Raw genomic sequence first — 22,864 nt, 5'->3', positions numbered from 1 at the left:
CAATCCGCCTAAAACGCAATTCGTGATTGTTTTCGATCGGGTTTTTGATGGGTCACGATCGGGGCATGGAGGAAGCTGCAAGAACCGCAACGGGCTGGGTCAAGCGCTGAATAAGCTCGGGATGCGCTGAACTTGCTGAACTCGTTGAATAGGCTGAATTTACTGAATGGGCTGAGGCAACCCCTAGGAACCACAGCGGGCCCGATCGGCTGCGAGGCGCTCTTTCAGCTTCGGGGTGAGGCCGGTGGTGGCGTTGCTCCAGAGGCGATCGAACTCCCGCTGAAACAGGGTCGCCACGATCGGGTGCTTGACCACCAACAGGGTTTCATCATTGAGGCGATCGGCCGCCGCCGACCAGTTGTGAGAACCGGTCACCACCGTTTGCCCATCCACCAAGCCAAATTTGTGGTGCAGCAGGTCGCCCATGGGCAACTCCGGGGAACCAACGGTGGTGATCGGCGGGTTCCAAGGCCGCTGATTGGGTTCCAGTTCACAGGTTCTGCGGCGCAGGGTCACCCCCAACAGATCCAGCGCTTCGCTATAGTCCCGCGCCAAAAAGCTGGGATCCACCAACACACGCACTTTGGCTCCTCGGCGGTGGGCGGTTTCCATGGCATCCGCGATCGCCTGCTCAGAAAAGACAAACAGGGCCACATCGATTGATCGGGTGGCTGGGCCCACGGTGGCCGCAATCACTCCGTTGGTGCGTTCAGCAAAGGGAACGGCGGTTTTCATGGGTGAAAACTGAATGCCAATGGTGGCATCACCCACTTGGGTCGATCGTAGGGGGCGCAGGGGCTTGTTTGTGCCAAAACGGCTGTCGGGCTGGCCGCCCGGCCCATCTCCCCACATCAGCCCAAATTCCTCCAACAGCCAACCGGCCACCACGGGGCTGTCAATTTCCAACAGATTATTGGGATTGCCACGACTGGCGGGCCGGCCCATGTCGCCATGGACATCGCTGAGGGTGAAGTTTGCGGAGGTGATGATCGATCGATTGCCGTCCACCACGATGAACTTGTGGTGCATCAGGCCCGATCCCTTAGAGCCATCGGCGGTGTCGTCGAGGGTGGGCACGCCGGCCTGGGCCAACATCACCATGGCATCGGTTGCCAGCACCTCCGCCTCACTGACGGTTCCATCGCCGTTGCGATCGCCCAGCCGGAAATAATCTTCAATGCGCGATCGCTCCCGATCGCTCAGTTGCGCCAACTCCTCCGGGCTGTAGCTGCTCCAGGGACGGCTGGCGCTGTTTTCCAAAATTACCCGTACTTGCAGGCCGGCCCGGTGGCGATCGACCAAGGCTTGGGCCAACCGAGGCAAGCGCAATTCCTGCACGGCCACCACCACGGTCGATCGGGCACTTGCGACCAACTGCACCATTCGCCCTTCAAGGTCATCGCCCGATCGCTCAATGCCCCGGTAGGGATCTCGATATTGGCTAGCAGGATTGTGATTAAAAAATGCCCGCACGGGGCCCGGTTGGGCGATCGGGGAAGGACGACTTTCGGCGGAACCGGCTGAGTTGTTGAATTCAGCGGCCGGCGGCAAGGATCCCCCTTGAAACTGAGGGCCCGCCGACCCGCAACCCCACAGGGCGATCGCACCCAAAAGGCTAAACGTCCAAAGACTCGCCCAGGATTTCAACCGCCCGATCGCCCATCCGTTCGTTTCCATCACCCCGATCGCCCGTTGAACGGCAACTAGTCCACAACGACTGTTGAGCTGTTGAGCAACTCGTTCAGCCAAAGTTGAGCCACACGAGTTGAGCCAAATCAAGCCAACTTGAATTCAGTCAACTTAAGCAGTTACAGCCTTTACCTAGAGTTATTGGCACGCCATATTACAGATGCCATGAAGCAACGGTTTGGTGGGCAATGCCCACCCTACGGTCAACTGTGCTTAGTAATTGGGGTAAGGGCTGTAAGTCAACCTGAATTTAGCCAACCTAGATTTAGCCAACCTGAATTCAGCCAACTTGAATTAGGCCAACCTGAATTCAGCCAACTTGAATTAGGCCAGGTTAACTGCGCAATTACTGGTAAGCAGCCACGCACTTGTCAACCAGCGCCGCCACCTTGTCCGCCTCTTGCCAACCGAGAATTTCCGTCACCTTCTTTTCCAGGTTCTTGTAGGTGCGGAAGAATTCAGCAATTTCTTCCAAGCGGTGGGGGTGAATGTCCTTCAGGGAGTTCACACCGGCATAGCGGGGATCCGCAGCGGGAACACAAAGGATCTTTTCGTCCCGATCGCCCCCATCCACCATTTCCAAGAAACCGATCGGGCGTGCGGCAATCACGCAACCGGGGAAAGTCGGCTCATCCATAATCACCATCCCATCGAGGGGATCGCCATCATCCGCCAAGGTGTTGGGAATAAAGCCATAGTCAAACGGATAGCGCACCGAGGCATACAACACCCGATCGAGGGCGAAGGCTTGCATATCCTTATCGAACTCGTATTTGTTCTTGCTGCCACCGGGAATTTCCACCAGCACGTTCACAATTCCGGGCTTCGGTTGGGCAGGAATGCGCGACAGATCCATGGTCTCGATCCTAAAAGCTTGCTTGAATACTTGCTTGCGCCAGAGCAAACTCCAATTGATCGCGCTCGATCGTCCATCATCACTGACTCCCTGCAATGGCTGGATTGGGGCCCAGCTTCTTAACCCTCAGGCAATCGAGGGTTGGGCATCGATCCTGACAGACACCGGGCGCGATCGGAGCGCCCCTTTTGGCCCTCCAATAATTGCATGGAGCGCGACCCCAGGGGTAGCAACCGGCGATCGGGCGGCGGAATTGGTCGCTCAGAACGATCGACACTCAGGATCCTGAGCACTGCGAATCTATTTTGCGAATCTATCCAGTTTGCGAATCTATTTTGCGAATTTGTCCAATTTGCGAATCTATCCAGGGCCCAAAGCTCGCTTGAGCGATTAAGGCATCGGCTGTTCCGCACGGAAGACCGCTGGTGTTGGCAGGGCAGTGGAGGGCATCGCATCCCAATTGGAATAAACCACCGCCATCCAAGGCAAGGTCAGGGTTAACAGGGCGATCGTCGTTCCCAAACAGCGGGCCCAAACCGCCGAGGGGGGTTCCGTCAACATCGCCGGACGCGACAACAGAACGGGGGATGGAGGATCGTTAGATTTTGAGGCTGAGTTTAGGACAGAGGCTGAGGCTGAATTTTGGGGCGATTTTAGGGTGCGATTGGATGGAGAACGGAGGGGGAAGGCAGAATGCAAAAGCGGTTCGAGCGGACGACTACTACCGTCACTATCCATAGGGAAGTTTGAAATCAGCAATCGGATCTCCGCTGAGTAAACCAGCGATCGGGGGCTGGGGTTGGCCGTGGCTGCGGGTCGATCGGGCAGAAAACCCACCCCTCACAACCCAGCTCGGGCCGCCACCAGCTCGATGGGCGATCGATTCATCCAGTCAAATCGGGCCGCCGGGAGACACCGTGCCGATCATCGTAGCAAGTCCCCAGGCTGGGTTGGTGTTGGGAACTTGACCAAACCTACAATCCAGCAATTTGGGTGAGGGAAATTTCTCCCCGCAAAATTCCCACCACCAACACCAACGCTAAACAGCCCACAAAGGACAGGCCCAGCGTAAACAGGGCAAACAGTTCCCCGCCGGATAGGGGGCGATCGGTCGGATCCAAGTACAAATTGGAAGACTCGAAGGAACTGGGGGGCTGCAAATTTTGCCAGGGCTGCACCACCGTCCAGCGGGAATAGCCGATCGAGAGGTCATATTGCTCCCGGCGATCGGGATTGCTCAACACCGCATAGGCCTGGTTCAACTCTTGAAATTTGACCGTGGCGATCGGGAGCGGCAACTCGGTCGTGTCCGGGTGATAGGCCTTGCTCAGTTCGCGATATTGCCGCCGAATTTCAATCACATCCGCCGAGGGATGCAGCCCCAAAAGTTCGTAGTAGGTCATTTTGGGATCAAGAGAGCCAGACTGTGCCGTTCGATCGCCTGCCATAGTTGACGAACCCAATTTTGATGAACCCAATGCTGAATCAGGGTTAATCAACGGTCAATAGCCGCTAACCAAGATTCCGGTTTGATCGGTTTCCTGATTGTACTGTGATGGCCTCTCCGCCCTTGCTGCGGTGGTGCTGCGGTGGTGCTGCGGTGGTGCTGCGGTGGTGCTGTGTTGAGCGGTTAACGGGTTGCCGCTCCCAGCACCGTTTTGCCGCCCAGGTAGGGTTGCAGGGCTTCCGGCACGGCGATCGACCCATCCGGTTGTTGGTAATTTTCCAAAATTGCCGCCATCGTTCGGCCCACAGCCAGCCCGGAACCATTGAGGGTGTGCAGGAATTGGGTTCCCTTTTTGCCCGCCTCCTTAAACCGCAAATTTCCCCGACGGGCTTGGAAATCGCCACAGTTCGAGCAACTGGAAATTTCTCGATATTTGTTTTGGGAGGGCAGCCAAACTTCCAAGTCGTAGCACTTTTGGGCCGAGAAACCCATGTCTCCCGTGCAAAGTTGCAACACCCGATAGGGCAGCTTCAGGGCCTGCAACACGCCCTCCGCATCCTGGAGCAATTGTTGGTGTTCTGCCTCCGAGGTTTCCGGCGACACAAACTTAAACAGCTCCACTTTGTTGAACTGGTGCAACCGAATGAGTCCGCGAGTGTCGCGCCCATAGCTGCCGGCCTCGCGCCGGAAACAGGGCGTGTAGGCGCAGTGGTAAATCGGCAACTGATCATCGGTCAAGATTTCATCGCGGTAAAGGCTGGTGACCGGTACTTCAGCGGTGGGCGCGAGCCACAGATCATCGCGATCGCACTTGAAACTTTCCTCCGCAAACTTGGGCAACTGGCCCGAGGCGGTTAACGAGGCGGAGTTAATCAGGATGGGGGGCAACACTTCCTGATAACCGGCGGCAATGTGGCGATCGAGCATGAAGCTAATCAACGCTCGCTCCAGGGCGGCCCCTTCACCAATCAACGCCACAAATCGGCTTTGGGCAATGCGGGTGGCCCGTTCAAAGTTCAACCAACCCAACTTTTCGCCAATTTCGTAGTGGGGCAAAATGTCCGATCGCGTGGGGATCAGTGCCTCGCCCCACCGCCGAATTTCCACGTTGTCGTCCTCGTCCTTCCCGATCGGGGTGGTGGGGTCGGGCAAGTTGGGAATGGTCATCAGGGCGCTTTCAATTTGCGCTTTCAAGTCCCGTTCCTGGGGTTCCAGCTCTGCCAATTGGGCCTTCAGTTGGTTGCCTTCTTCCTTCAGGGCCGCCACTTCTGCCCCCTGGGGATCGGCCCCTTGCTTCATCTTTTGGCCCACCAGTTTGCCAATTTCGTTGCTGCGGGCCTGGAGATCATTGCGCCGCTGTTCCAAGTCACGCACTGCCCGATCGAGTTCCAAAATCGGAGCAATGTCGTATTGGCCACGGTGGTTCAGGCGTGCTTGTACATCATCAGGATTCGCACGCAGTAGCTTCAGGTCTAGCACGATCGATGGGGGCTGTTTTCAGTAATATCTTGAGGTGCAACCATTCTATCGGCTGGTTTACCCTTGCTCGATCGCCCCGGCCCATTTCTCGTTGCCTTGGGTTAATTAACCGCCGGCCCTGTTGGCATGAACGCTATCCGTTGATTCAACTGATTCAACCCAACCCTGTCTATGGATTACGAAACCGCCCGCGGCTTTTTGATTGGCCAAGGCAACGCGAGTTCTGAAAATGCCGATGCATTTTTGAATCGGCTGAAGGCAGGCAAACCCCCAATTCCCGGACAAGTTACCTCCATTCTGTTGGCCCTGAAAATGGTCTACAACGCTTTGGAAGGAACTCCCAGCCTCAGCCGGGAGCTGGCCGGGCCGCTCTATCGGATTGCGGTAGAAAGTCGCGAGGCCTATGAACAGGGCGATCGACAGGGGGTGAACTGGCCGCCGCTGTTGGATGAAGACTTGGGGCGGATCGCGCGGGCCGCAGGCAGCATCTTTGCCGGAAGCTGGCAAGATTAGAACTTCAACAGCATTTCAAGAGCACAAGATTGCCGCATGACTGAGGGGAACCGTTGGGGCATCGCCATCCACACCGCCAGCGCCCAGTTGGGATTGGCTAAGGGAGACTCGCCCCGTGACATGGTGGGGCGGGTTTGGGAATTGGGCACAAAACTATCCAGCGATTTCCACGATCGACTGTCGGAGTTTGTGTATCCCCTGCCTTGGTCGGCGGTGCAGCTTTTGGCGGTGGCGATCGGCCCCGGCGGTTTCACCAGCACCCGCATTGGCGTGGTGGCGGCCCGCACCCTTGCGCAACAGTTGGATCTCCCGCTGTTTGGCTATTCCACCCTGGCGGCGGCGGCCTGGCGACAGCGCCAACGGGCCCAACCGGGTGAATGGCTGGCGGTGCAAATGCCGGCCCGACGAGGAGAATGGCATGGGGGCATTTATGAGGTTACGGCGGCGGGCTTGGTGACCCATTTGAGCGATCGGGTCTTGGCTCCGGAACAGTGGGAAACCACGATCGCCCAGCAACCGGCTCCCTGTGTGATCGTGACGGCGGAGGCAGATTTGGGCCAAGACGCGATCGCCCTTTTGCAACTGGCCCAACAGGATTGGGCAAAGGACGTTCGGCCCCATTGGTCTACGGTATTGCCGCACTATGGCCAACATCCGGTCGATCGATAGGGCGATCAACCGCAATTTCAGCGCCATCGATCGGCTCAAATAAACGGCCCAGCTTCATCAGCTAGAACCAATCAGCAGCTCCAGCCCATCAGCACAACCGCAGACAGACCCATGGCCAATCGATCGAGCCAGTTTTCGTGCCTTCCTTGGGGCGATCGCCTCCGCCAAGCCGGGCGATTGGTGGGCAAACTGTTCCGCTCGATCGGGTTGATCGCGTTGATCGGCTGCCTAATCAGCGGGCTGTGGGGCAGCGCCTTGATCCCCGCCTGGGCCGCCACGGAACCGATCCCGCTGGCCGCGCCCGGGTCAGCCGCCCCGATTTCACCCGATGCCAGCGCCGTACCGGCCGAAAAGGTGACCCAATTCGTGCGGGCCTATTTGCAAGTGCTGGCCCTGTTGGAGCGGCGGGAAGGAGAGCTGCGCCAAGCGGAAACTGAACCGGAAGCCAGCCGCTTGGAGCAGGAAATTGAGCTGGAGGCTTTCGAGGCGATCGAGCAGGCGGGTTTGAAACCCCAGGAATATGTGCAACTCCTGAGCTTGGCGAACAACGATCCCGATTTTGGAGAACGAATTGCAGCCAGGCTTCAGGAATTGGAAGCTGAACCCCGTTGAAATCAGCGATCTAGGCGATCTAAGCGACCTAAGTGATCTATCTGTTGCGTCAGTCCTGATGAAGCGATCGAGCCAACAACCGATCAATCGGGCGATTCGAGCGGGTGATTCAAGCGAGCGATTCAAGCGGGCGATTAAGCCGCCGCTTCCACACAATTCAACAGCGCCGCCAAGGACTGTTCCGCCACTGCCAAATCGTAGGGAAAGGGTGGTTTCATGGGTCGGTAGTCAAGGCGATGGGCTGCTCCGTGACGCACCACAGCATTCACCACCAAACAGGGATCTTGGCTGAAGTTCAAAGCACCATGGGGCACACCGGGCGGAATGGTTAAAACCACCGGCACACGATCGCTCAAAGGAATGTATTGATAGCGACGGTTTTGCAACACCACCATCACAAAACTGCCCCGCACCACCAACAATTGATCGGTCTGAAACCGATGCACAAATAAATCATCCCGCGCCATGGCTGGCACTTGCACCAACATTGTTTCATGGCAGGATTGGGGCGTGTAAAACTCTGCCATTCCCGACTTCATGGAGTCGAGCCGCTTCACTTGGATTGTTTGAGAAAGTCCCATGATCTATACCTCAAGAGCATTTGAGCGATCGATCACAATGGCGCTGGCGGTTAGTCTAACGCATTTTTTAAAAAGTCGTGGGAACTGGTTTTTTCTGGCTAATTTTTAGTTTTTTGATCTTTTTGATACAAAATTTCCATTAACCCAAGATTTCTCAGCAAAATTCTTAGGCGAAACTTTCCAGTTAAATGCCAACACAGGCTCTGGGTCAAAGCTCAAGATTCGCGCCCCCCAAAAGGTCAGCAAAGGCATGACATAAGCCACGCAATGGTAAACATCGGGGAGCAATTGATCGCGATTGATTCTGAAGGTTTTCTAAAAAGTCTGCTGAAGATTCTGGGGCGTTTTTGGGAGCGATCGATAGCAAACCCCAAGCCTAGCTGTCAGTATTGGAAGGTTTCCAATCCGGTGCAATTGATACAGTCTCCGAGAACGGGTTATCGTACAAATTAATCGCGCCGCCGCCGTTGAGGCTGCCCCCTAAAAACCGTGTTTGCGAAATCTCGTCAGTCGCCATTTCGATCGCCCCATGACACCGATCGCCCCAACGCCGAGGCCACCGACTCCCCGGCCCCGCCCGATCGCCGCCATCGCCTTTGTCGTCCCTTGGCGACCTATGCCTTGCGCGGCCTGGCGATTCATCAGGATCAGGTGCTGGCCTTGGATGCGGCCCGGGGCCATCTGCTGCTGGTGGACTTGGCAACCGACTGCACTGAAGTTCTGAATGTTTATCAGGTTGGGGATTTTCTGGATGCGATCGGGCTGGCCATTGGGCCGCCGTTGGCCGGAGCTGATGTGCCCTCGGTCTGGTTCACGCGCGATCGGGAAGTGCTCGCCTGCAATTGGGGCCAGTGGGAACCCAAACCCATGTACACCCTGCCCGAGTGGGTGGAAGGGGTGGCGATTTATCGATCGACCCTATACGTGTCCTCCCAGCGATCGGGCTGTATCTATGTGCTGGATTTGAACACAGGACGTGAAATTACCCGGTTCTATGCCCCCGGGATTGGGGTAGAAAATTTGGTGGCAAGGGGCGAAGAACTTTGGGTGTGCGATCGCCTGGAGCAAACGGTTTATTGTCTCGATCGGGCGACGGGGCTGGTGAATTTCAGCGTCCTGACTCCCTACGAATCGCCCACGGCTTTGGCTTTTGATCAAGCGGGAACCCTTTGGGTGGCCTACTCGGGCGAAGAACCCTACATCCGCGACAACCCCAACGATCCGGAACCCCTGCAAGTGGCGTTCCGCGATCGGGTGACGATCGGCCCCCTGGACTATGGCTTTTATCCCGATCGGGGCTATGCCCTCTCCAACGGCTACCGGATTGAGATGTTCTATGTGGAAGAACTGTCACCCTTGGAAGGGGTGGATTTCAGTCTGCTGAAGGATTTGGAGTGGCGCATTTCCTTGCCGGCCAACACCGATCGGCAAACGGTGCAAAGCGTCGAACCCGTGGGGATGCCCTTTGAAATTGAACTGTTGCCCGACGGTCAGCAGGTGGCGGTCTTCAAATTTGGCTCGATCGAGCGGGGTGAAGGGCGGCTGTTTGGTTGGAAAGCGATCATCGATGTGCGGGGCATTCGCTACCAACTCACGCCGCCGGATGTGGAACGGTTGCCCTCCCTGGCGGACTGCCAATTGCCCGCAGACTACACCGAAAAATATTTAGTTGATAACGACAATTTGGCGATGGATCAGCCTTCGGTGCGGGCGGCGGCCCGCGAGGCGATCGGCACCGAAACCAACTTGCTGCGGCAAATGTTGGCCATTCGGAACTATGTTTACGATCGCCTGGGTTATCGGATTCGTCGCAGCATTGAACCGCCCGATGCGGTGCTCGATCGCGGTTATGGCTGTTGCGGTGAATATGTGGGCGTGTTGCTGGCCCTGTCTCGGCTGAATGGCATCGCCACCCGCACCGTAGGTCGTTACAAGTGCCCACAACCGGCCGATCGCACCCAAGTGGCGCTCTATCCCGACTACAACCACGTTTGGCTAGAGTTCTTCATTCCCGGGTTCGGCTGGGTGCCCATGGAGTCCAACCCCGACGACATCCAAGAGGGCGGCCCCTATCCCACTCGCTATTTCATGGCCCTGCCTTGGAACCATGTGGAAATTGCCAAGGGATCTCGATTCCAAGGAATTCAGTTGGGTGGGCAACCCTTGGCGGAATTGTCGGATCTGAAGGTGGGTGATTTGGCGCTCAACCATGTGCGGTTCCGAATTTTGGAAGAGCTGGATCCACTCGATCGCCCCTAAAGTCCACGGCATCCGCGAGATCTCGTGTAGATCTCATGGGGATAGATCTACACGAGATCTGCATCGGATCCACAGGCTCCATTTTTGCGCTGATACTTGCAAGTGATTGGCAAGAAGCAAGCGAACGTCATAGGATGACCTGTGGCTGACCTTGCCCTTTGCCTTGTGGATTGCCCGACCATGACCGACGCTGCCGCCCGTTTGGATTTGGCCATTTTGCATTTAGACTGCGTAACCCGTCGCTATCAAACCGGGCCGGCTGCGGTCGATCGGGTAACGCTGACCCTGATGCAGGGCGAACTTCTGGCATTGTTGGGCCCCTCCGGCTGCGGCAAAACCACCTTGCTGCGACTCATTGCCGGGTTGGAAATGCCGAATGAGGGGGCGATCGTGTTGTCAGGGCGGCCCGTGGCGGGGCCGGGCGGTTGGGTTCCGCCGGAGCGCCGCCAACTGGGCATGGTCTTTCAGGATTACGCCCTGTTTCCCCACCTGACCGTGGCCCAAAATGTCGGTTTTGGGCTAGATCGATTGCGGAAACAGGCTCCCCAGGCATTACACGATCGGGTGGCCGAGGCGATCGCCCTGGTGGGATTAGAAGGCCTGGAAAAACGCTATCCCCACGAACTGTCGGGCGGCCAACAGCAACGGGTGGCCCTGGCTCGATCGATCGCCCCGCAGCCGTCCTTGATTCTGTTGGATGAGCCGCTGAGTAATTTGGATGCCCGGGTGCGCCAACGGTTGCGCCAGGAAGTGCGAGCCATTTTGAAACGGGCCGGAGCCGCCGCCGTTTTTGTCACCCACGATCGGGAAGAGGCTATGGCGATCGCCGATCGAGTGGCCGTGATGCGTCGGGGCCAAATCGAGCAAATCGACAGCCCTGAAGGTCTCTATTGGGAGCCGGATTCCCGGTTTGTGGCCGGGTTTGTAGCAGAGACTAATTTCCTGATCGCCACCCGATCGGCCCAAGGTTGGCAAACGGAATTGGGGCTAATTTTGCCGGAACAACTGGGCAACGATCCCCCGGGCGATCGGGTGGAGCTGGCGATTCGCCAAACGGATGTGACCCTGGAAGCCGATCCCCAAGGCCACGGCCAATTGCTGGAGCGCCAATTCCTAGGACGGGAATATGTTTACCTGGTGCAATTACCCAGTGGCGAGCGGTTGCAAGTGGTCACGGACTGGCGGTGCAAGCTGGAACCGGGCGATCGGGTGCATCTCAAAATCACCAGCCCCCGATTGCGGGCCTTCCCGATCGGCCCAGACTAATCCCGCTGCGCAACTCACGCGATTCAGCCAACCTAGGCCGCTTGGGAGGGTTGATCGATCGGGGAGACTTTGTGTTGGTCGATCGCAGCCTTGCATTGGTCGATCGAACCCCGATCGCGCAGTTGGGCCACCAAAGCACCATAGGCCCGCTCATTTTGTTGCAGCAGCGTCTTGGCTCGCAAAATCGACAAATTCATTTGGGCGGTGGCATTGGGGCGGTTGCCTTGGCCCTGGGTGCTGAGTTGGGCCCAAAGGCTCAGGAGTTTTTGGCGATCATCACTGCCGCCTTCTGCGTTGCCATAGACCAACTGTTCAGCAGCAATGCCCGCCATCCAAACGGTGGCGTAGTGGCTGAGAATGCGGGCCGGCACTTCACCGCGATCGAGCCATTGGGCCAGTTCCTGATCGGCAAATTGCACCCCACCGGAACCGGGATAGCCCTGCTGAAATGCTTCCCAAGCATTGAGGGCATAGCCAGAAACGGGAATTTCCAACAAGTGGGCCACCAAAAAATGGCCCGCCTCGTGGTGCAAAATGCGATCGCGGTGGGCCGTCGATCGGTTGGCAAACCAGTCCACCAGCAACGTGCCGCCCCGACCTTGCCACCCAAAGCGATCGACCGCCGCCAATCCCAAAAAGCCAGCGGTGAACAGGGCTGGCACTTCCGCCGGAAGGGCAATCAAGGGGCCAAACAGGCTAGACAAGGTGACCACAAACACCCCGATCGCAACCAGATTGAGCGTGATGTTTCCCATAGCGGCGGTGGCAAAGCGGCCAAAAACGGTATAAAGAACAGTATTTGTAGCTTAATAGTTTTTTCATAGAAACCCCTATCATGAGCGGAATTCCCCAGGATTTAGCCGAGGCGATCGCCCAAGCCCGCAGTGCCACCCTTGCCGCTTTGGATGAGGGGCTAACGCTCATTCAGGTGGAATTGGTTTTGCCGGAGCTGAAAGTGATGCCCGTGGCGGAAAGTTTCCTCGCGGCCTTGGAACCCTGGGGCGATCGGCTCAAAATCTTTTTCCCCGATGCGGGGGCGGCCGCCTTGGCCCGGCGCGATTGGGGCGATCGCCCTTTTCGGATCACCGATGTGGGATCGGGGCGCACTCCCATGACCGGCAAGGTGCAACCGGAGGATGGCATCTTTTTGTTCATTGAACCGTCGGCCGTGGAAGTGACTCAGGTGGAGCAACTGTGCCAAGAGGCGGGCGATCGACCCGTGATTTTCCTGAATCCTCGGATGGAAGACCTGGCGATCATTGGCATTGGCTACGCGGGCCGGCAACTGCGCGATCGGTTCTTAAACCAAATCGTCACGGCCTATTATCTGCGCCCCATCGAAGGAGCAGCCGTGCGCCGGGCTTTCCCGGGCCAGTGGGAAGTGTGGCTAGAACCCGCTGACGAGAACGCTGATTATCAATTGGTGGCCACCCGTCCCCAACGGCCCGCTGGCGAGGCCTTGGATGAAATCTTGCTGCAAGCCACTGGCGGTGAGGACACCAACAGCCCCAACGCGGCCGTGAATGCGGCGGCCCAGCGCCAAGGCTTCCTGGGGCAATTGCAAAATTTCCTGAAGGCCCTCAGCAACTAGAGCTTCCGCAGTTCGGGCCTTTGCCATTGGGTTAATCAACGAACTGAAGATGAGGGGAGCGGGAAGCGGGTTTGAACACAAGCCATCGGTTCGATCGAGTCCGGCCGCGATGGCTGATTCTTCTAACCCCAACCCACCCAGACAAGGGGTTTAAACCCCTTGTTCCCACGATCGAGCAGCGGCAGCTTGATCGGCTTGATCGGTTCGATGCGATCGGCTGGATCGGCTCGATCAGCTACATTCGTCACCGTAACTTGTGACGATTCTCACGGGCGATCGTGGATCAGGTATTAAGCGGTCAAAACCCGATGGCGCTAAGCTGTAAGTCGAATTAACGGCGGTCTGCGAAAAAATCCCCCATCAGATCGCGATCGTGAACTGGCATGTTGGGGCGATCGCACGTCAAGATAATAGGTATGGATGCGACTTCAGCGACTCGAAAAATTGTCATTGGTGATGTCCACGGACAATACGATGGCTTAATGCACTTGTTGGGCTTGATTGCACCTGGCCAGGATGATCAGCTCTGCTTTGTGGGTGATTTAATCGATCGCGGCCCCAAAAGTGCCCAGGTGGTGGATTTCGTGATGCATAGCCCCTACCAATGCTTGCTGGGGAATCACGAACGCATGTTGCTGGACATTTTGCACGAGGGTCAAGTGCTGCAACAACCGCTGCAAGCCTGGCTCTTCAGCGGTGGACAAATGACCCTGGTGAGCTACCAAGATTTTTATGGCGAGCCGGGAATTCCCCACGCGCACTTTGACTGGATGCGATCGCTCCCCCTCTACGTTGATTGGGGTGACTATTGGATCGTCCATGCGGGGGTGGATCCCACTTTGCCTTTAGATGTGCAAGGCATTCAGCAATTTTGTTGGATCCGTGACTCGTTCCACAGCTTCCCCCAGCCCTACTTCAACGACAAAACGATCGTGACGGGCCACACCATCACCTTCACGCTCCCGGGCATTGAACCGGGGCAATTGGCTCGGGGGCCCGGCTGGCTGGACATTGACACCGGAGCCTATCACCCCCGCAGCGGTTGGTTGACGGGCGTTGACCTCACTCAGCAAATGGTCTACCAGGTCAATATTTATCGCAGTGAAACCCGAATTCGGCCCCTGGCGGAAGCGACGATTTCGATCATGCCAGAGGCCGTGGTGGGTCGATTCTAGGGGCGATCGCCTGTTTTCAGTGCCCGTTTTTAGCGCCTGGCCGTTAGCGCAGGGCCGATCGCACAAATCCTTGATATTCCGCATTGTCCAGCCCCATGCCATTGCTGCCATTGGGGCCAATCAGTTGCAGCAATCGCGCCACCCGTTCATCACTGTTGGGGTGAGTGCTGAGGATGGCAGGCGGTTCCCGCCGACTACGAAGTTTTTGTAAAAAGCTGGGCAACCCGATCGGGGCATATTGGGCCCGTTGCAGCAGGGTCACCCCCACTTGATCAGATTCAAACTCCGCTTGGCGACTGCGGGGCAAATTTAACGCCAACTCCACACCCAGGCTGGTGGCCCGGCGGCGATCGAGACCCGTGGCGCTCAAAATTCCGTCCGACAGGGCCCGGCTCCGCAGGTTTTTGACCACATGGCGCTCGGTGATGTGGCCAATTTCGTGGGCCATCACGCCAGCGAGTTCCGCTTCGTTTTCGGCCGCAACCATCAGCCCCAAATTGACATAAACAAAACCGCCCATGGTGGCAAAGGCGTTGATATCGCGGCTGTTGACCACCCGAAAGGTGTAGGGAATGTTGGGGCGGCTGCTGACGGCGGCGAGGCGCTGCCCGATCGAGTCCACCAGCCGATTGAGGGGACTGTTATTCACCAATCGCAATCGGCGGCTCAGTTCCCGATCGATCTGTCGCCCTAAATCCACTTCTTGGGCATCGGAAAGATTCGAGAGTTGATAAACTTCAAAGCCGCGTCGGAGCAGGTCTAACCAATCGACCGCTTGGACGATCGGTGGCGTGCTGAGGGTGGTGATCACGGCCGCACAAAGGGCCAGCAAACCGTAAATCCAGCGGCGCGATCGCCCGGAGGTGAGGAAAGTCATAGCTTCAGTTCCTTTGCCGATCCCTTTTCCCATCTATCATTGACCGGGATGCCTCAAAACTGCGGGATTCGATCGGCCACTGACGCGATCGACCAATCCTGAACTAGGCTGCTCTGAATGACGGAATTTCCCATTCTCAAGATCCAACGACGCTGTACTTTGGAGATAGAAATCAGCAGGGGTGCATTAGCGGTCGAAATTGCCCAAATTCAACCATTCTCATCGCCAACATTTTCCACCTTCAGCATTTCCAGCATTCTTCAGCATTTCCAACATTCTTCAGCATTGAAAATTCCCAGGATTCAGCATTTCCAGGATTTAGCATTTCCAACACAAGGGTTAACCAACAGCTAGGCAAGGATTGAGGTATTGGCGTGGAAACAGCGGAGCAAGCAAATCAGCAGGTGAACCCAATCCAAATCACCTATCCTGAGAAAACGGTGCATCGAGCCGCGCGTGCTGTCCGTTGTGCGCCGTTTGGGGTGAAGTTCTACGAGTCCATGCGCAGTCGCAGTGTGGCGATCGCGGAGTTGGTGGGTGTGGCGGCTGTGCAACAATCAATGACCCGATCGCCCTTGGGCGAATTGGCCGCAGAAAACGAACTGATGTGGCTAATTCAGGTGGGGATGTTACGACGGGAGGTTGATGGTCAAGGCTTGACCGATCGATTCCGGCTCACGCCCCTGGGGTTTTTGTTGCTCGATCGGTGGCAGGCGAACCCCGCCGCCTGGACTCAGGGCCGATGGGGCGATCGCCTGCGGAATGGTCTGTGGCGCTGGGGACGATGGCCGCTCTAAGTTTCGGTCTCTCGTGATCATTGCTCAGTTTCAGCTTCCAGTTCTGTCGCCCGGCTTCGGCCCGGATTTCGACGCGAACTTCGGCATGAATCCTTCCCCGCCGTGGTGAAGGCTCTTGCCCCTTAAAACATTTCAGTAATCGCAGTATTTGGGATAACCGATCGTTTATCGGTTCCGAAGTTGAAGTTTATGGACACACAGGCTCTCAAAGCAATTTTGCTGATCGGCACAGGTAACGCGGCCGGGAAGTCGCTGTTGGCTTCGGCGCTCGGTCGGCTGCTGTATCGACGGGGCCTGAAGGTGGCTCCCTTCCAAGCCCAAAGCACCTCCTCGATGCTCTACACCACCAACCAAGGGGAACAAATCGCCTATTTCCAGGCGGTGCAAGCCTGGGCGGCCCGCACGGAACCCCAAGCGGATTTCAATCCCCGCTGTTCCGGTGATCAGTCTCCGGAACGGGTCTGGGCGGTGCTCAAACAATCCCTTGAGCGGTTAACTCAGGCCTTTGATGTGTTGGTGGCCGATGGGGTGGGCAGCCCGGCCGATGCGTATTTGACGGGGCAGGATGTTTGTAACTTGCACTTGGCGCAAACCCTGAATGCGCCTGTGGTGTTGGTGGTGGATGCCGATCGGGGGGGCTGGTTGGCCAGCGCGATCGGGACGTTGGAGCTGATGGATCCAACCGAAAAAGCATTGGTACGGGCGATCATCATTAACAAATATCGGGGCAATCCCGATCGGCTCAAGCCCGGTCGCGATTGGTTGGAACAGCGCACCGGAATTCCCGTGGTGGGAGTTATGCCCTGGCTCCAGAACCTTTTCCCTTCGCCCGAGTCGATCGACCTGTTTGCTCGCCGTCGTCGTCAATCGGACATTGAAACCACGATCGCCGCCGTGCGCTTGCCCCACATCGCCAGCTTCAGCGATCTGGATCCGCTGTCGGCCGAGCCAACAGTTTCCCTTCGCTACATTGATTTGGGTCAAGAATTGGGCTATCCCGACGCGGTGGTTTTGCCGCGATCGAACAACCTGGCCGAAGATCTCCAGGCCCTGCACCAATCCGGTTTTGCGGAAGATCTCCAGCAATACGCGATCGCGGGCGGCACTATTTTGGGCATTGGCGAAGGATTCCAGATGCTGGGTCGCCAGGTGGTGCAACTGCAAGGGCTAGACACCGCTTCCCAAGAACTGATGGGACTGGATCTGTTGCCTATCTCCAGCATCACCACAGGCGACTGGATCGATCGGGAACGCCAGGCCACCTCCAACTATCCCCAAGCGGGCTTGCCGGTCACCAGCCGTGAATTTCGCCAAAGCTACACCCAAATTTTGGACAGCCAAAGCGTGCAGTCCCTCTTTGACGATGCCAAGCTGGGCGTGGTGTCCAGCAGCCAACTGGTTTGGGGAACCTATCTGACGGACATTTTTGATAGCAGTCCCTGGCGGCGGGCTTGGCTCAACCGTTTGCGCCACCAACGGGGTCTGTCTTCCTTGCCCACGGGAATTCCCGACTACCGGGAGCACCGGGATATGTTGCTGGACTCACTGGCCGACGATGTGGCGGTCAATATCAATCTCGATCGACTCTGGGCCGCCATCGGCCTTCACTTTAAATAACGCAAAATAACGCAACAGAATGAGCGATTCAAGACGCGGCTCAGGGTGTTGCTTCAGAAAATGGGTGACCTGGGATTCGAACCCAGAACCAGCGGATTAAGAGTCCGATGCGCTGCCGTTGCGCCAGTCACCCTGGTTGCTTGTGGGTCAAGCTTGTTTATATTGCCAAAGATGCTGAAAAAGTTCAAGCACCTTTGCCAGAATTCACCCAGAATGGGAATGGAAAACACGATCACCCCCGCCAAGGATCGCGATCAGCCAGCAAATTAGCCCCTCAGCGGCGATATTCTCAGGTGCTAGACCCTCAAGCGCCAGATTCTCAGCCAGAGCACGACAAGGTTAGTTTGCCGTTTCCAAGCTTGGCATTTCCCGATCGGCTCATCTCCAGCATCCGCCAACCCCCGCGCACCCCGCCCAATCCGCTGCCCGATCGTCCCTTGGCAGCCGCTGGTGGTGATGCCCAGTGGCGAAAAGCGGCCAGTTCCGCGATCGGGGCCCCGCAATTCGGGATGAGTGATACCTTGGCTAGAGTTGGCATTCACGGCGGCGAGTTGGGAGAGCAAGGTTATGAGCGATCGCGATGGGTCCGGCATCTTGGCCAGTCCCGAGGTTTCCAGACTCAATGCTGAAATCGATCGCCTCAATGCCCACAACGCTGCCCTTCGTCTTCAGCAGGAACTGTTGGGCAGTTGGATCGTGACAGCCCGAATGACCACCGCCACCGGCTTGGTGCTGCGGGCCCTGACTCAACAGATCTTGGAAGCCCTGCAATCCCTGTGCCAGGCAGAACAGGGCAGTATTTTTCTCCTCGATGAGCACCTGCAAGCCACGGAATGTTTATTGGCCCGAGGCTCCACCATTCGGGAGCAAAAGCGAGAAATCGTTAACCAAATTCTGAAAGAAGGGCTGGCAGCCTGGACGATCCAGCACCGACAAATCGCGATCGTGATGGACACCATGAACGATGAGCGGTGGTTGCAACTGCCCAACCAGCCCTATACGGTGCGATCGGCCCTTTGCATCCCCATCCAGCGCGGAAAACGGCTGTTGGCGCTGGCCACCCTCATGCATAGCCAACCGCACCACTTCACCCCCTTGCGTGTGGAGCAGGCCCAATTTGCCGCCGACGCGATCGCCCTCAACTTAGAAAACGCCTTGCTCTATGACCAGCTCACCAGCAGCCTAAACGAAAGTAAAGAGGATCCCCTCAGCCACGAAGCGCCGTCCTTTGGGGGCGAGTCCAACGCCTTGCCCTCCTTGGCGAACCCCTTTGAAGACTCGATCGCCAGCTCCAACATTCTCCCCAGCAGTATCCAAAGTGCCGTCAACGCCAGCGAAGCCCGCGGCCTCGAAGAAACCGGCCTTTACATCACCACCGCTGAAGGGCGATTACGTTACGTTAACCGCTGCTTTGCCCAAATTTTTGGCTATCGGCGGCGCGAATTGGCGCGGGTTGAATCCATCCTGGATTTAATTCCCGTGGACTATCAAGCCATGCTGGTTCACAAGCTGGAAGACTGCATTCGCGACAACCAGCGCCCCTTAAGCTGCTTGCTGCCGGGACTGCATCGATCGGGGCGGTTGATTGGCCTCGACTTGTACGGTGAGCGGATTCACTTTTCCGGCGAACCGGGCGTGATTGGCATGGTGCGCCGGGTCGATTCATCGCCCTATCGCACGGGCAACACCGTTTAAGGAGAGTTGTTGAATTAGCCAGTGGTCTACGGGTCAGGTGGGCAATGCCCACCCTACTAGCGCGGCTGCCTTAATTTGCTGGGTCAACTTACATGGCTGTTATCGTCACCTGATCGTTAAGCAGCAAGGGGCTTAAGCCCCTTGTTACCACGATTGGCTCCGCAACTTTGACCCAGTGTATTCAGCCTGTCGTGCTACTACCGGCTGTTGATTAACCCTTGACCCGATCGCACCCCGGAGTCCTGGTGGTTAGTAGTGGTTACCCACTTTGCGGTGGTGAACGGCCGTGAGGGCATTTTCCTTCGAGACCCGACCGTTATCCACGGCGCTGTAGACCAGCCAGTGATCCCCGCAATCCATCCGGCTGCTGACCTGGCATTCCAGATAGGCCAGCGCGTCGCTGAGGATGGGGGAGCCGTTGATGGCTTGCTGAGTTTCCACACCGGCAAAACGGTCTTCACCGGGGCCAAACCGCTTCAGGAAGTGCCGCATCAGGTGGCCGTAGTTGCCCTCTTCCAAGATGTTCAGCACGAAGCGATCTCCCACTTGCATCAGCGACTCGATCGCCCGGTCTTTGGCCACCGCGATCGTGATTCCCAGGGGCTGGAAGCTGGCTTGCACCACCCAAGAGGCCAACATGGCGCTGGCCACATCGCCCTTCTTGGCCGTGATGATATACAAGCCGCCGCTCAAACGACCCAAGGCCTTATCCAAATCGGAATCCAGGGACTTCATTTGCTTGACGGTCTCTTTAACCATCAATGCCTGGCCCAAGTCCGTGCCCGCTTCTTCGCAAAGTTGGTAAGTGAACGCTTGGGGCTTGGTGCTAATCCGAATTACGTCAAAGGCTGGCTTCAGACCCAAATCCCGGAAGCGGTTGAACAGGGGATAGCTCGGCTCGTCTTGGCCACCGCCAGACTCAAACACACCAATCCGCTGCTTGTTGTTGGCCACGGTCAAGATGGTGCCGATCGCCGCTTCGCATTCCCCTTGGGGCGGTGCAGCCAAAACCAGCGCCACCGATCGCTCCACCAACTCCCGCAACTCCTGAGGATCAGCCGCTTTCAGATCCATCATTTCCACAGCCACGCCGGTTTTGGTGATCCCCTTGGCGATCGACTGGGACAGCCGATCGCTGTAGCCATAGTCGGACACATAGAACACGGCGGCAGTGGTTTCCGCTTCGGCCTTGGTTTGGCTCCAGTGGCGATAGCGACCGGTGAGTTCAACCACGTTGTGGCGCAACAGGGGGCCGTGGCCGGTGGCGATCGTGTGGTAGCCGGGGAGGGCATCCATCCGCTTCATGGCTCCCAAGACCGATCGAGCATTGGGGGCCATCAGGCACTCGTAATAGAACCGAAAATCCGGCTCGATCGCCCCTAAATCCGCATCAAACAGGTCATCGCTGCAATAGTGCATCCCAAAGGCATCGCAGGTGTAGAGGGTCTGCGTCCCGTGGTCATAGGTAAAGATCGTGTCTGGCCAATGGAGATTGGGCGCATTCAAAAACTCCAGCACATGCCCTTGGCCCAAATCCAGGCTCTCGCCGCTTTTCACCAGCAGTTTGCTGAAGGGCTGGTGAATCAGATTTTCCAGAAACTGAATCGCCACCTTGGAAGCCACCACGGTGATATTAGGATTCAGGGCCAGCAGATCCGCCACCAAGCCGCTGTGATCCGGTTCCGTGTGGCTCACCACCAGGTAATCAATCTGGGCCGGGTCGATCGCGCCCTTCAGGGTATCCAGATAAAGTTGGCGAAATTTGGCGTGGGAGGTGTCCACCAGGGCCACTTTGTCCCCGCGAATCAGGAAGGAGTTATAGGTTGTGCCGTTTTGCAGGCCAAATTCAATATCAAAGCGATCGCGATCCCAGTCCAGCGATCGAATCGTCAGGGTTTGGGCGGCAATCTCGGCGGTTTGAATCGTCAACCGCTTCTCGGTTTGCGGACGTTCTGTGGCGACAACCATGCTCGCACCTCCTGGGCTTGACCGATCTGGATGGGGGATTTGTTAAGTTGTTTTACCTATCTTGACACAAGGGATACAGAAATACTGGGCGATCGGGCGGGGCGATCGTTTGCAGTCGTGATGCTGAAAATTGAAATGGCTTATCAGTAAACCTGAAGCGCTTCAAGTTTACTGATAGGTCACAGTGCTATGCGAGTTGTCTGGGTGGAGCTGGGCTGCTTGATCTGCCACTCGATCGCTCGATCGCCAGGCTATTGCACTTGAGCAGCGGCCTTGGTTTCGTCGATCACGGCGTATTGGACTTTATAGGAAGACTTCACCGCCTCGATCGTGGCGGCCATCAACGCTTCAAAGGGATCCTTGGGTTTGTCAGTAGCGGCGATCGGGCTGCTTGCGCCTGCCAGGAACTTTGCCGGATCCGTCACCACCCAACCTTGGGCCGTGAGCTGACGAACTTCAAAGTGCAAGTGCGGCCCCGTGGACATGCCCGTGCTGCCCACACGCCCAATCACTTCCCCTTGCTTAACCGTAGCTCCCGGTTTCACAAAAATTTCCGATAGGTGACCGTAAAGGGTCTTTTGCGTGTCGCCATGATCCAACACCACCGTTAGCCCATAGCCCCCCAAAAAGCCCCCGATCGAGACCTTGCCATCCAGCACTGCCACCACGGGTGTGCCCAAGGGAGCCGAAAGGTCAGTGCCTGCATGAAAGCGGCTGTAGCCCAAGATCGGATGCACCCGCCAACCAAAGGAGGAGGAAATTGGAGCCAGGCTGGTGAGCGGAAACAGCATTTTTAGGTTGCCATTGCCCAACAGGCCCTTGGGGCGACTGCTGCGGAAATAGTAGCTGTTGGCATCGAAGTTCACGCCGTTTAAGCCCACGGTTAGGGGGCCAATTTTGACGGAGATGGGCGATTGGGCCGGCAGGGCACTGCCCACGGAACCAAGGCGCATGGGGCTGCTCATTTGTAGGTGGGAACCCCGATCGCCCGTGGGAATGGCCACAATTCCGGGGTGGCCAGCTTGGCCGGGTTGCCCAGGCGATCGGGTCACGGTGCAACCGGCGCTGAGGCGGCCGCCCACACTGGCGCAACCGGTGGAGCGTTCTGTGAACTGAATTTCGCTGGGCGGGGCCTGGCGTTGGGTGGCTCCCAAGTTGAAATCATTGGACTGGTCGATCGGGCCGCGGCTGGTGGAGCGCTCTTCCGGGGAGGGGGCCAGGCGAGGAACGTTGGGCAGTTCCCGTTGGGGAGTCCGCTCCACGGCCGGTGCGGGCCGCTCAATTCGGGTTGGGCGATCGGGATTCGCGGCGGGCTTCGGTTCCGGCGGTGCAGCGGGTGCTTCCGGGGCCAAGTCTGCGGAACCGCCGCTGGGGGCCGCGTCGATCGCCCGGATTGGGGTTGCCAGTCCGCCGAGCAAGCTGGTCATTGCGCCAACCCACCCGAGACCTTGCAAAATGCGACGGCGACGGCGTTGGAGACGGGTGGGGAAGTTGGGGCGGTGGTTCATGGCGCGGTTGGGAGCGCAATGCATGGCGTAATGGGACGGGGACAGCAAAAACAGCGTGAAAGACCTGGTTCCAGAAGGAGCGCAGTGGGCTTCGGGCGGACGAGCCGCTGGGGAAGCGTCACCGAGCCTTAGACGGCGCGATCGCCCAAAATGTTCAGAAAATGTTGAGCCACGGTCTGAAATTACAGCCAAAAACGGCTGGCGCACCCTTTGACCGGGGCTTTGGAGCCAGGACAGTTGCCAAAGCCTGAGGACGTTACTGCTC

The 22,864-nt window shown here is 57.4% G+C and carries 22 protein-coding genes and 1 tRNA gene; 11 read left to right on the top strand and 12 right to left on the bottom strand.

Annotated features, from left to right (window positions below; all coding sequences use genetic code 11):
- Nucleotides 1–183: 183 nt before the first annotated feature.
- From H6F46_RS08170 to H6F46_RS08160, 3 genes are all read right to left on the bottom strand, one after another.
- Complete coding sequence (locus H6F46_RS08170; RefSeq protein ID WP_190354484.1) at nt 184–1,749, bottom strand: phosphatidylserine/phosphatidylglycerophosphate/cardiolipin synthase family protein; 1,566 nt, start codon at nt 1,747–1,749, stop codon at nt 184–186.
- Nucleotides 1,750–2,035: 286 nt separating this feature from the next.
- Nucleotides 2,036–2,545: an inorganic diphosphatase gene (locus H6F46_RS08165; RefSeq protein ID WP_099533103.1), complete on the bottom strand. Its 510-nt coding sequence runs from the start codon at nt 2,543–2,545 to the stop codon at nt 2,036–2,038.
- Nucleotides 2,546–2,935: 390 nt separating this feature from the next.
- Nucleotides 2,936–3,121, bottom strand: coding sequence for a hypothetical protein (locus H6F46_RS08160; protein ID WP_190808234.1), 186 nt, complete (start codon nt 3,119–3,121; stop codon nt 2,936–2,938).
- A 170-nt stretch (nt 3,122–3,291) separates the two neighbouring features.
- Between H6F46_RS08160 and H6F46_RS08155 the strand changes: the two genes are divergently transcribed.
- Nucleotides 3,292–3,513 (top strand): hypothetical protein, encoded by a 222-nt coding sequence (locus H6F46_RS08155; protein ID WP_190354485.1) that lies wholly within the window; start codon nt 3,292–3,294, stop codon nt 3,511–3,513.
- A 6-nt stretch (nt 3,514–3,519) separates the two neighbouring features.
- Here H6F46_RS08155 and H6F46_RS08150 read toward each other — a convergent pair whose 3' ends face one another.
- Nucleotides 3,520–3,993 (bottom strand): J domain-containing protein, encoded by a 474-nt coding sequence (locus tag H6F46_RS08150; RefSeq protein WP_190354486.1) that lies wholly within the window; start codon nt 3,991–3,993, stop codon nt 3,520–3,522.
- Between the two features lie 182 nt (nt 3,994–4,175).
- The gene (gene serS, locus H6F46_RS08145) at nt 4,176–5,471 is read right to left on the bottom strand and encodes a serine--tRNA ligase (protein WP_190354487.1); all 1,296 of its coding nucleotides are present in this window, start codon (nt 5,469–5,471) and stop codon (nt 4,176–4,178) included.
- Nucleotides 5,472–5,642: 171 nt separating this feature from the next.
- Here serS and H6F46_RS08140 point away from each other — a divergent pair, with 171 nt between their 5' ends.
- From H6F46_RS08140 to H6F46_RS08130, 3 genes are all read left to right on the top strand, one after another.
- Nucleotides 5,643–5,984 (top strand): Dethiobiotin synthetase, encoded by a 342-nt coding sequence (locus H6F46_RS08140; RefSeq protein ID WP_099533084.1) that lies wholly within the window; start codon nt 5,643–5,645, stop codon nt 5,982–5,984.
- Nucleotides 5,985–6,020: 36 nt separating this feature from the next.
- Nucleotides 6,021–6,653: a tRNA (adenosine(37)-N6)-threonylcarbamoyltransferase complex dimerization subunit type 1 TsaB gene (gene tsaB / locus H6F46_RS08135; protein WP_099533085.1), complete on the top strand. Its 633-nt coding sequence runs from the start codon at nt 6,021–6,023 to the stop codon at nt 6,651–6,653.
- 111 nt (nt 6,654–6,764) lie between these two features.
- Nucleotides 6,765–7,265 carry a DUF4168 domain-containing protein gene (locus H6F46_RS08130; protein WP_190354488.1) on the top strand — a complete coding sequence of 167 codons (501 nt, stop codon included), beginning with the start codon at nt 6,765–6,767 and terminating at the stop codon, nt 7,263–7,265.
- Between the two features lie 134 nt (nt 7,266–7,399).
- On the opposite strand, the gene H6F46_RS08125 is transcribed toward H6F46_RS08130, so the two are convergent.
- Entirely contained in the window at nt 7,400–7,846 is a 447-nt protein-coding gene (locus tag H6F46_RS08125) for a dTDP-4-dehydrorhamnose 3,5-epimerase (RefSeq protein WP_099533087.1), read from the bottom strand.
- Nucleotides 7,847–8,452: 606 nt separating this feature from the next.
- On the opposite strand from H6F46_RS08125, the gene H6F46_RS08120 reads away from it, so the two are divergent.
- Together H6F46_RS08120 and H6F46_RS08115 are read left to right on the top strand one after the other, a co-directional pair.
- Nucleotides 8,453–10,105 carry a transglutaminase domain-containing protein gene (locus tag H6F46_RS08120; protein ID WP_199291470.1) on the top strand — a complete coding sequence of 551 codons (1,653 nt, stop codon included), beginning with the start codon at nt 8,453–8,455 and terminating at the stop codon, nt 10,103–10,105.
- Between the two features lie 180 nt (nt 10,106–10,285).
- Nucleotides 10,286–11,371, top strand: a complete 1,086-nt coding sequence (locus H6F46_RS08115) for an ABC transporter ATP-binding protein (RefSeq protein ID WP_190354490.1) — start codon at nt 10,286–10,288, stop codon at nt 11,369–11,371.
- A 32-nt stretch (nt 11,372–11,403) separates the two neighbouring features.
- Here H6F46_RS08115 and H6F46_RS08110 read toward each other — a convergent pair whose 3' ends face one another.
- Complete coding sequence (locus H6F46_RS08110) at nt 11,404–12,126, bottom strand: ATP-dependent Zn protease (RefSeq protein WP_099533090.1); 723 nt, start codon at nt 12,124–12,126, stop codon at nt 11,404–11,406.
- Between the two features lie 80 nt (nt 12,127–12,206).
- Between H6F46_RS08110 and H6F46_RS08105 the strand changes: the two genes are divergently transcribed.
- Nucleotides 12,207–12,962: a DUF1995 family protein gene (locus H6F46_RS08105; protein WP_190354491.1), complete on the top strand. Its 756-nt coding sequence runs from the start codon at nt 12,207–12,209 to the stop codon at nt 12,960–12,962.
- 416 nt (nt 12,963–13,378) lie between these two features.
- A complete protein-coding gene (locus tag H6F46_RS08100; RefSeq protein WP_099533092.1) occupies nt 13,379–14,137 on the top strand; it encodes a metallophosphoesterase family protein in 759 nt (252 codons plus the stop codon).
- A 43-nt stretch (nt 14,138–14,180) separates the two neighbouring features.
- Here H6F46_RS08100 and H6F46_RS08095 read toward each other — a convergent pair whose 3' ends face one another.
- Nucleotides 14,181–15,014, bottom strand: a complete 834-nt coding sequence (locus H6F46_RS08095; protein WP_190354492.1) for a M48 family metallopeptidase — start codon at nt 15,012–15,014, stop codon at nt 14,181–14,183.
- Nucleotides 15,015–15,388: 374 nt separating this feature from the next.
- Between H6F46_RS08095 and H6F46_RS08090 the strand changes: the two genes are divergently transcribed.
- Together H6F46_RS08090 and H6F46_RS08085 are read left to right on the top strand one after the other, a co-directional pair.
- The gene (locus H6F46_RS08090; RefSeq protein WP_199291458.1) at nt 15,389–15,811 is read left to right on the top strand and encodes an Npun_F0494 family protein; all 423 of its coding nucleotides are present in this window, start codon (nt 15,389–15,391) and stop codon (nt 15,809–15,811) included.
- 189 nt (nt 15,812–16,000) lie between these two features.
- Entirely contained in the window at nt 16,001–17,428 is a 1,428-nt protein-coding gene (locus tag H6F46_RS08085) for a cobyric acid synthase (RefSeq protein ID WP_190354493.1), read from the top strand.
- 61 nt (nt 17,429–17,489) lie between these two features.
- Here H6F46_RS08085 and H6F46_RS08080 read toward each other — a convergent pair.
- Nucleotides 17,490–17,561 (bottom strand) — tRNA-Lys (locus H6F46_RS08080).
- Between the two features lie 163 nt (nt 17,562–17,724).
- The gene (locus H6F46_RS08075) at nt 17,725–17,991 is read right to left on the bottom strand and encodes a hypothetical protein (protein ID WP_190354494.1); all 267 of its coding nucleotides are present in this window, start codon (nt 17,989–17,991) and stop codon (nt 17,725–17,727) included.
- Nucleotides 17,992–17,995: 4 nt separating this feature from the next.
- On the opposite strand from H6F46_RS08075, the gene H6F46_RS08070 reads away from it, so the two are divergent.
- Complete coding sequence (locus tag H6F46_RS08070; protein WP_158234417.1) at nt 17,996–19,123, top strand: GAF domain-containing protein; 1,128 nt, start codon at nt 17,996–17,998, stop codon at nt 19,121–19,123.
- A 249-nt stretch (nt 19,124–19,372) separates the two neighbouring features.
- Here the strand turns inward: H6F46_RS08070 and H6F46_RS08065 are convergent, their stop codons facing one another.
- Together H6F46_RS08065 and H6F46_RS19700 are read right to left on the bottom strand one after the other, a co-directional pair.
- The gene (locus tag H6F46_RS08065; RefSeq protein ID WP_099533097.1) at nt 19,373–21,091 is read right to left on the bottom strand and encodes a diflavin flavoprotein; all 1,719 of its coding nucleotides are present in this window, start codon (nt 21,089–21,091) and stop codon (nt 19,373–19,375) included.
- A 251-nt stretch (nt 21,092–21,342) separates the two neighbouring features.
- The gene (locus H6F46_RS19700; protein WP_305068602.1) at nt 21,343–22,791 is read right to left on the bottom strand and encodes a M23 family metallopeptidase; all 1,449 of its coding nucleotides are present in this window, start codon (nt 22,789–22,791) and stop codon (nt 21,343–21,345) included.
- Between the last annotated feature and the right edge of the window lie 73 nt (nt 22,792–22,864).

Source organism: Limnothrix sp. FACHB-1083, assembly GCF_014696485.1.
Taxonomy (GTDB): Bacteria; Cyanobacteriota; Cyanobacteriia; order CACIAM-69d; family CACIAM-69d; genus CACIAM-69d.
Note: the sequence above shows the minus strand (reverse complement) of the source record. Positions and strands in the feature narration are given on the sequence as shown.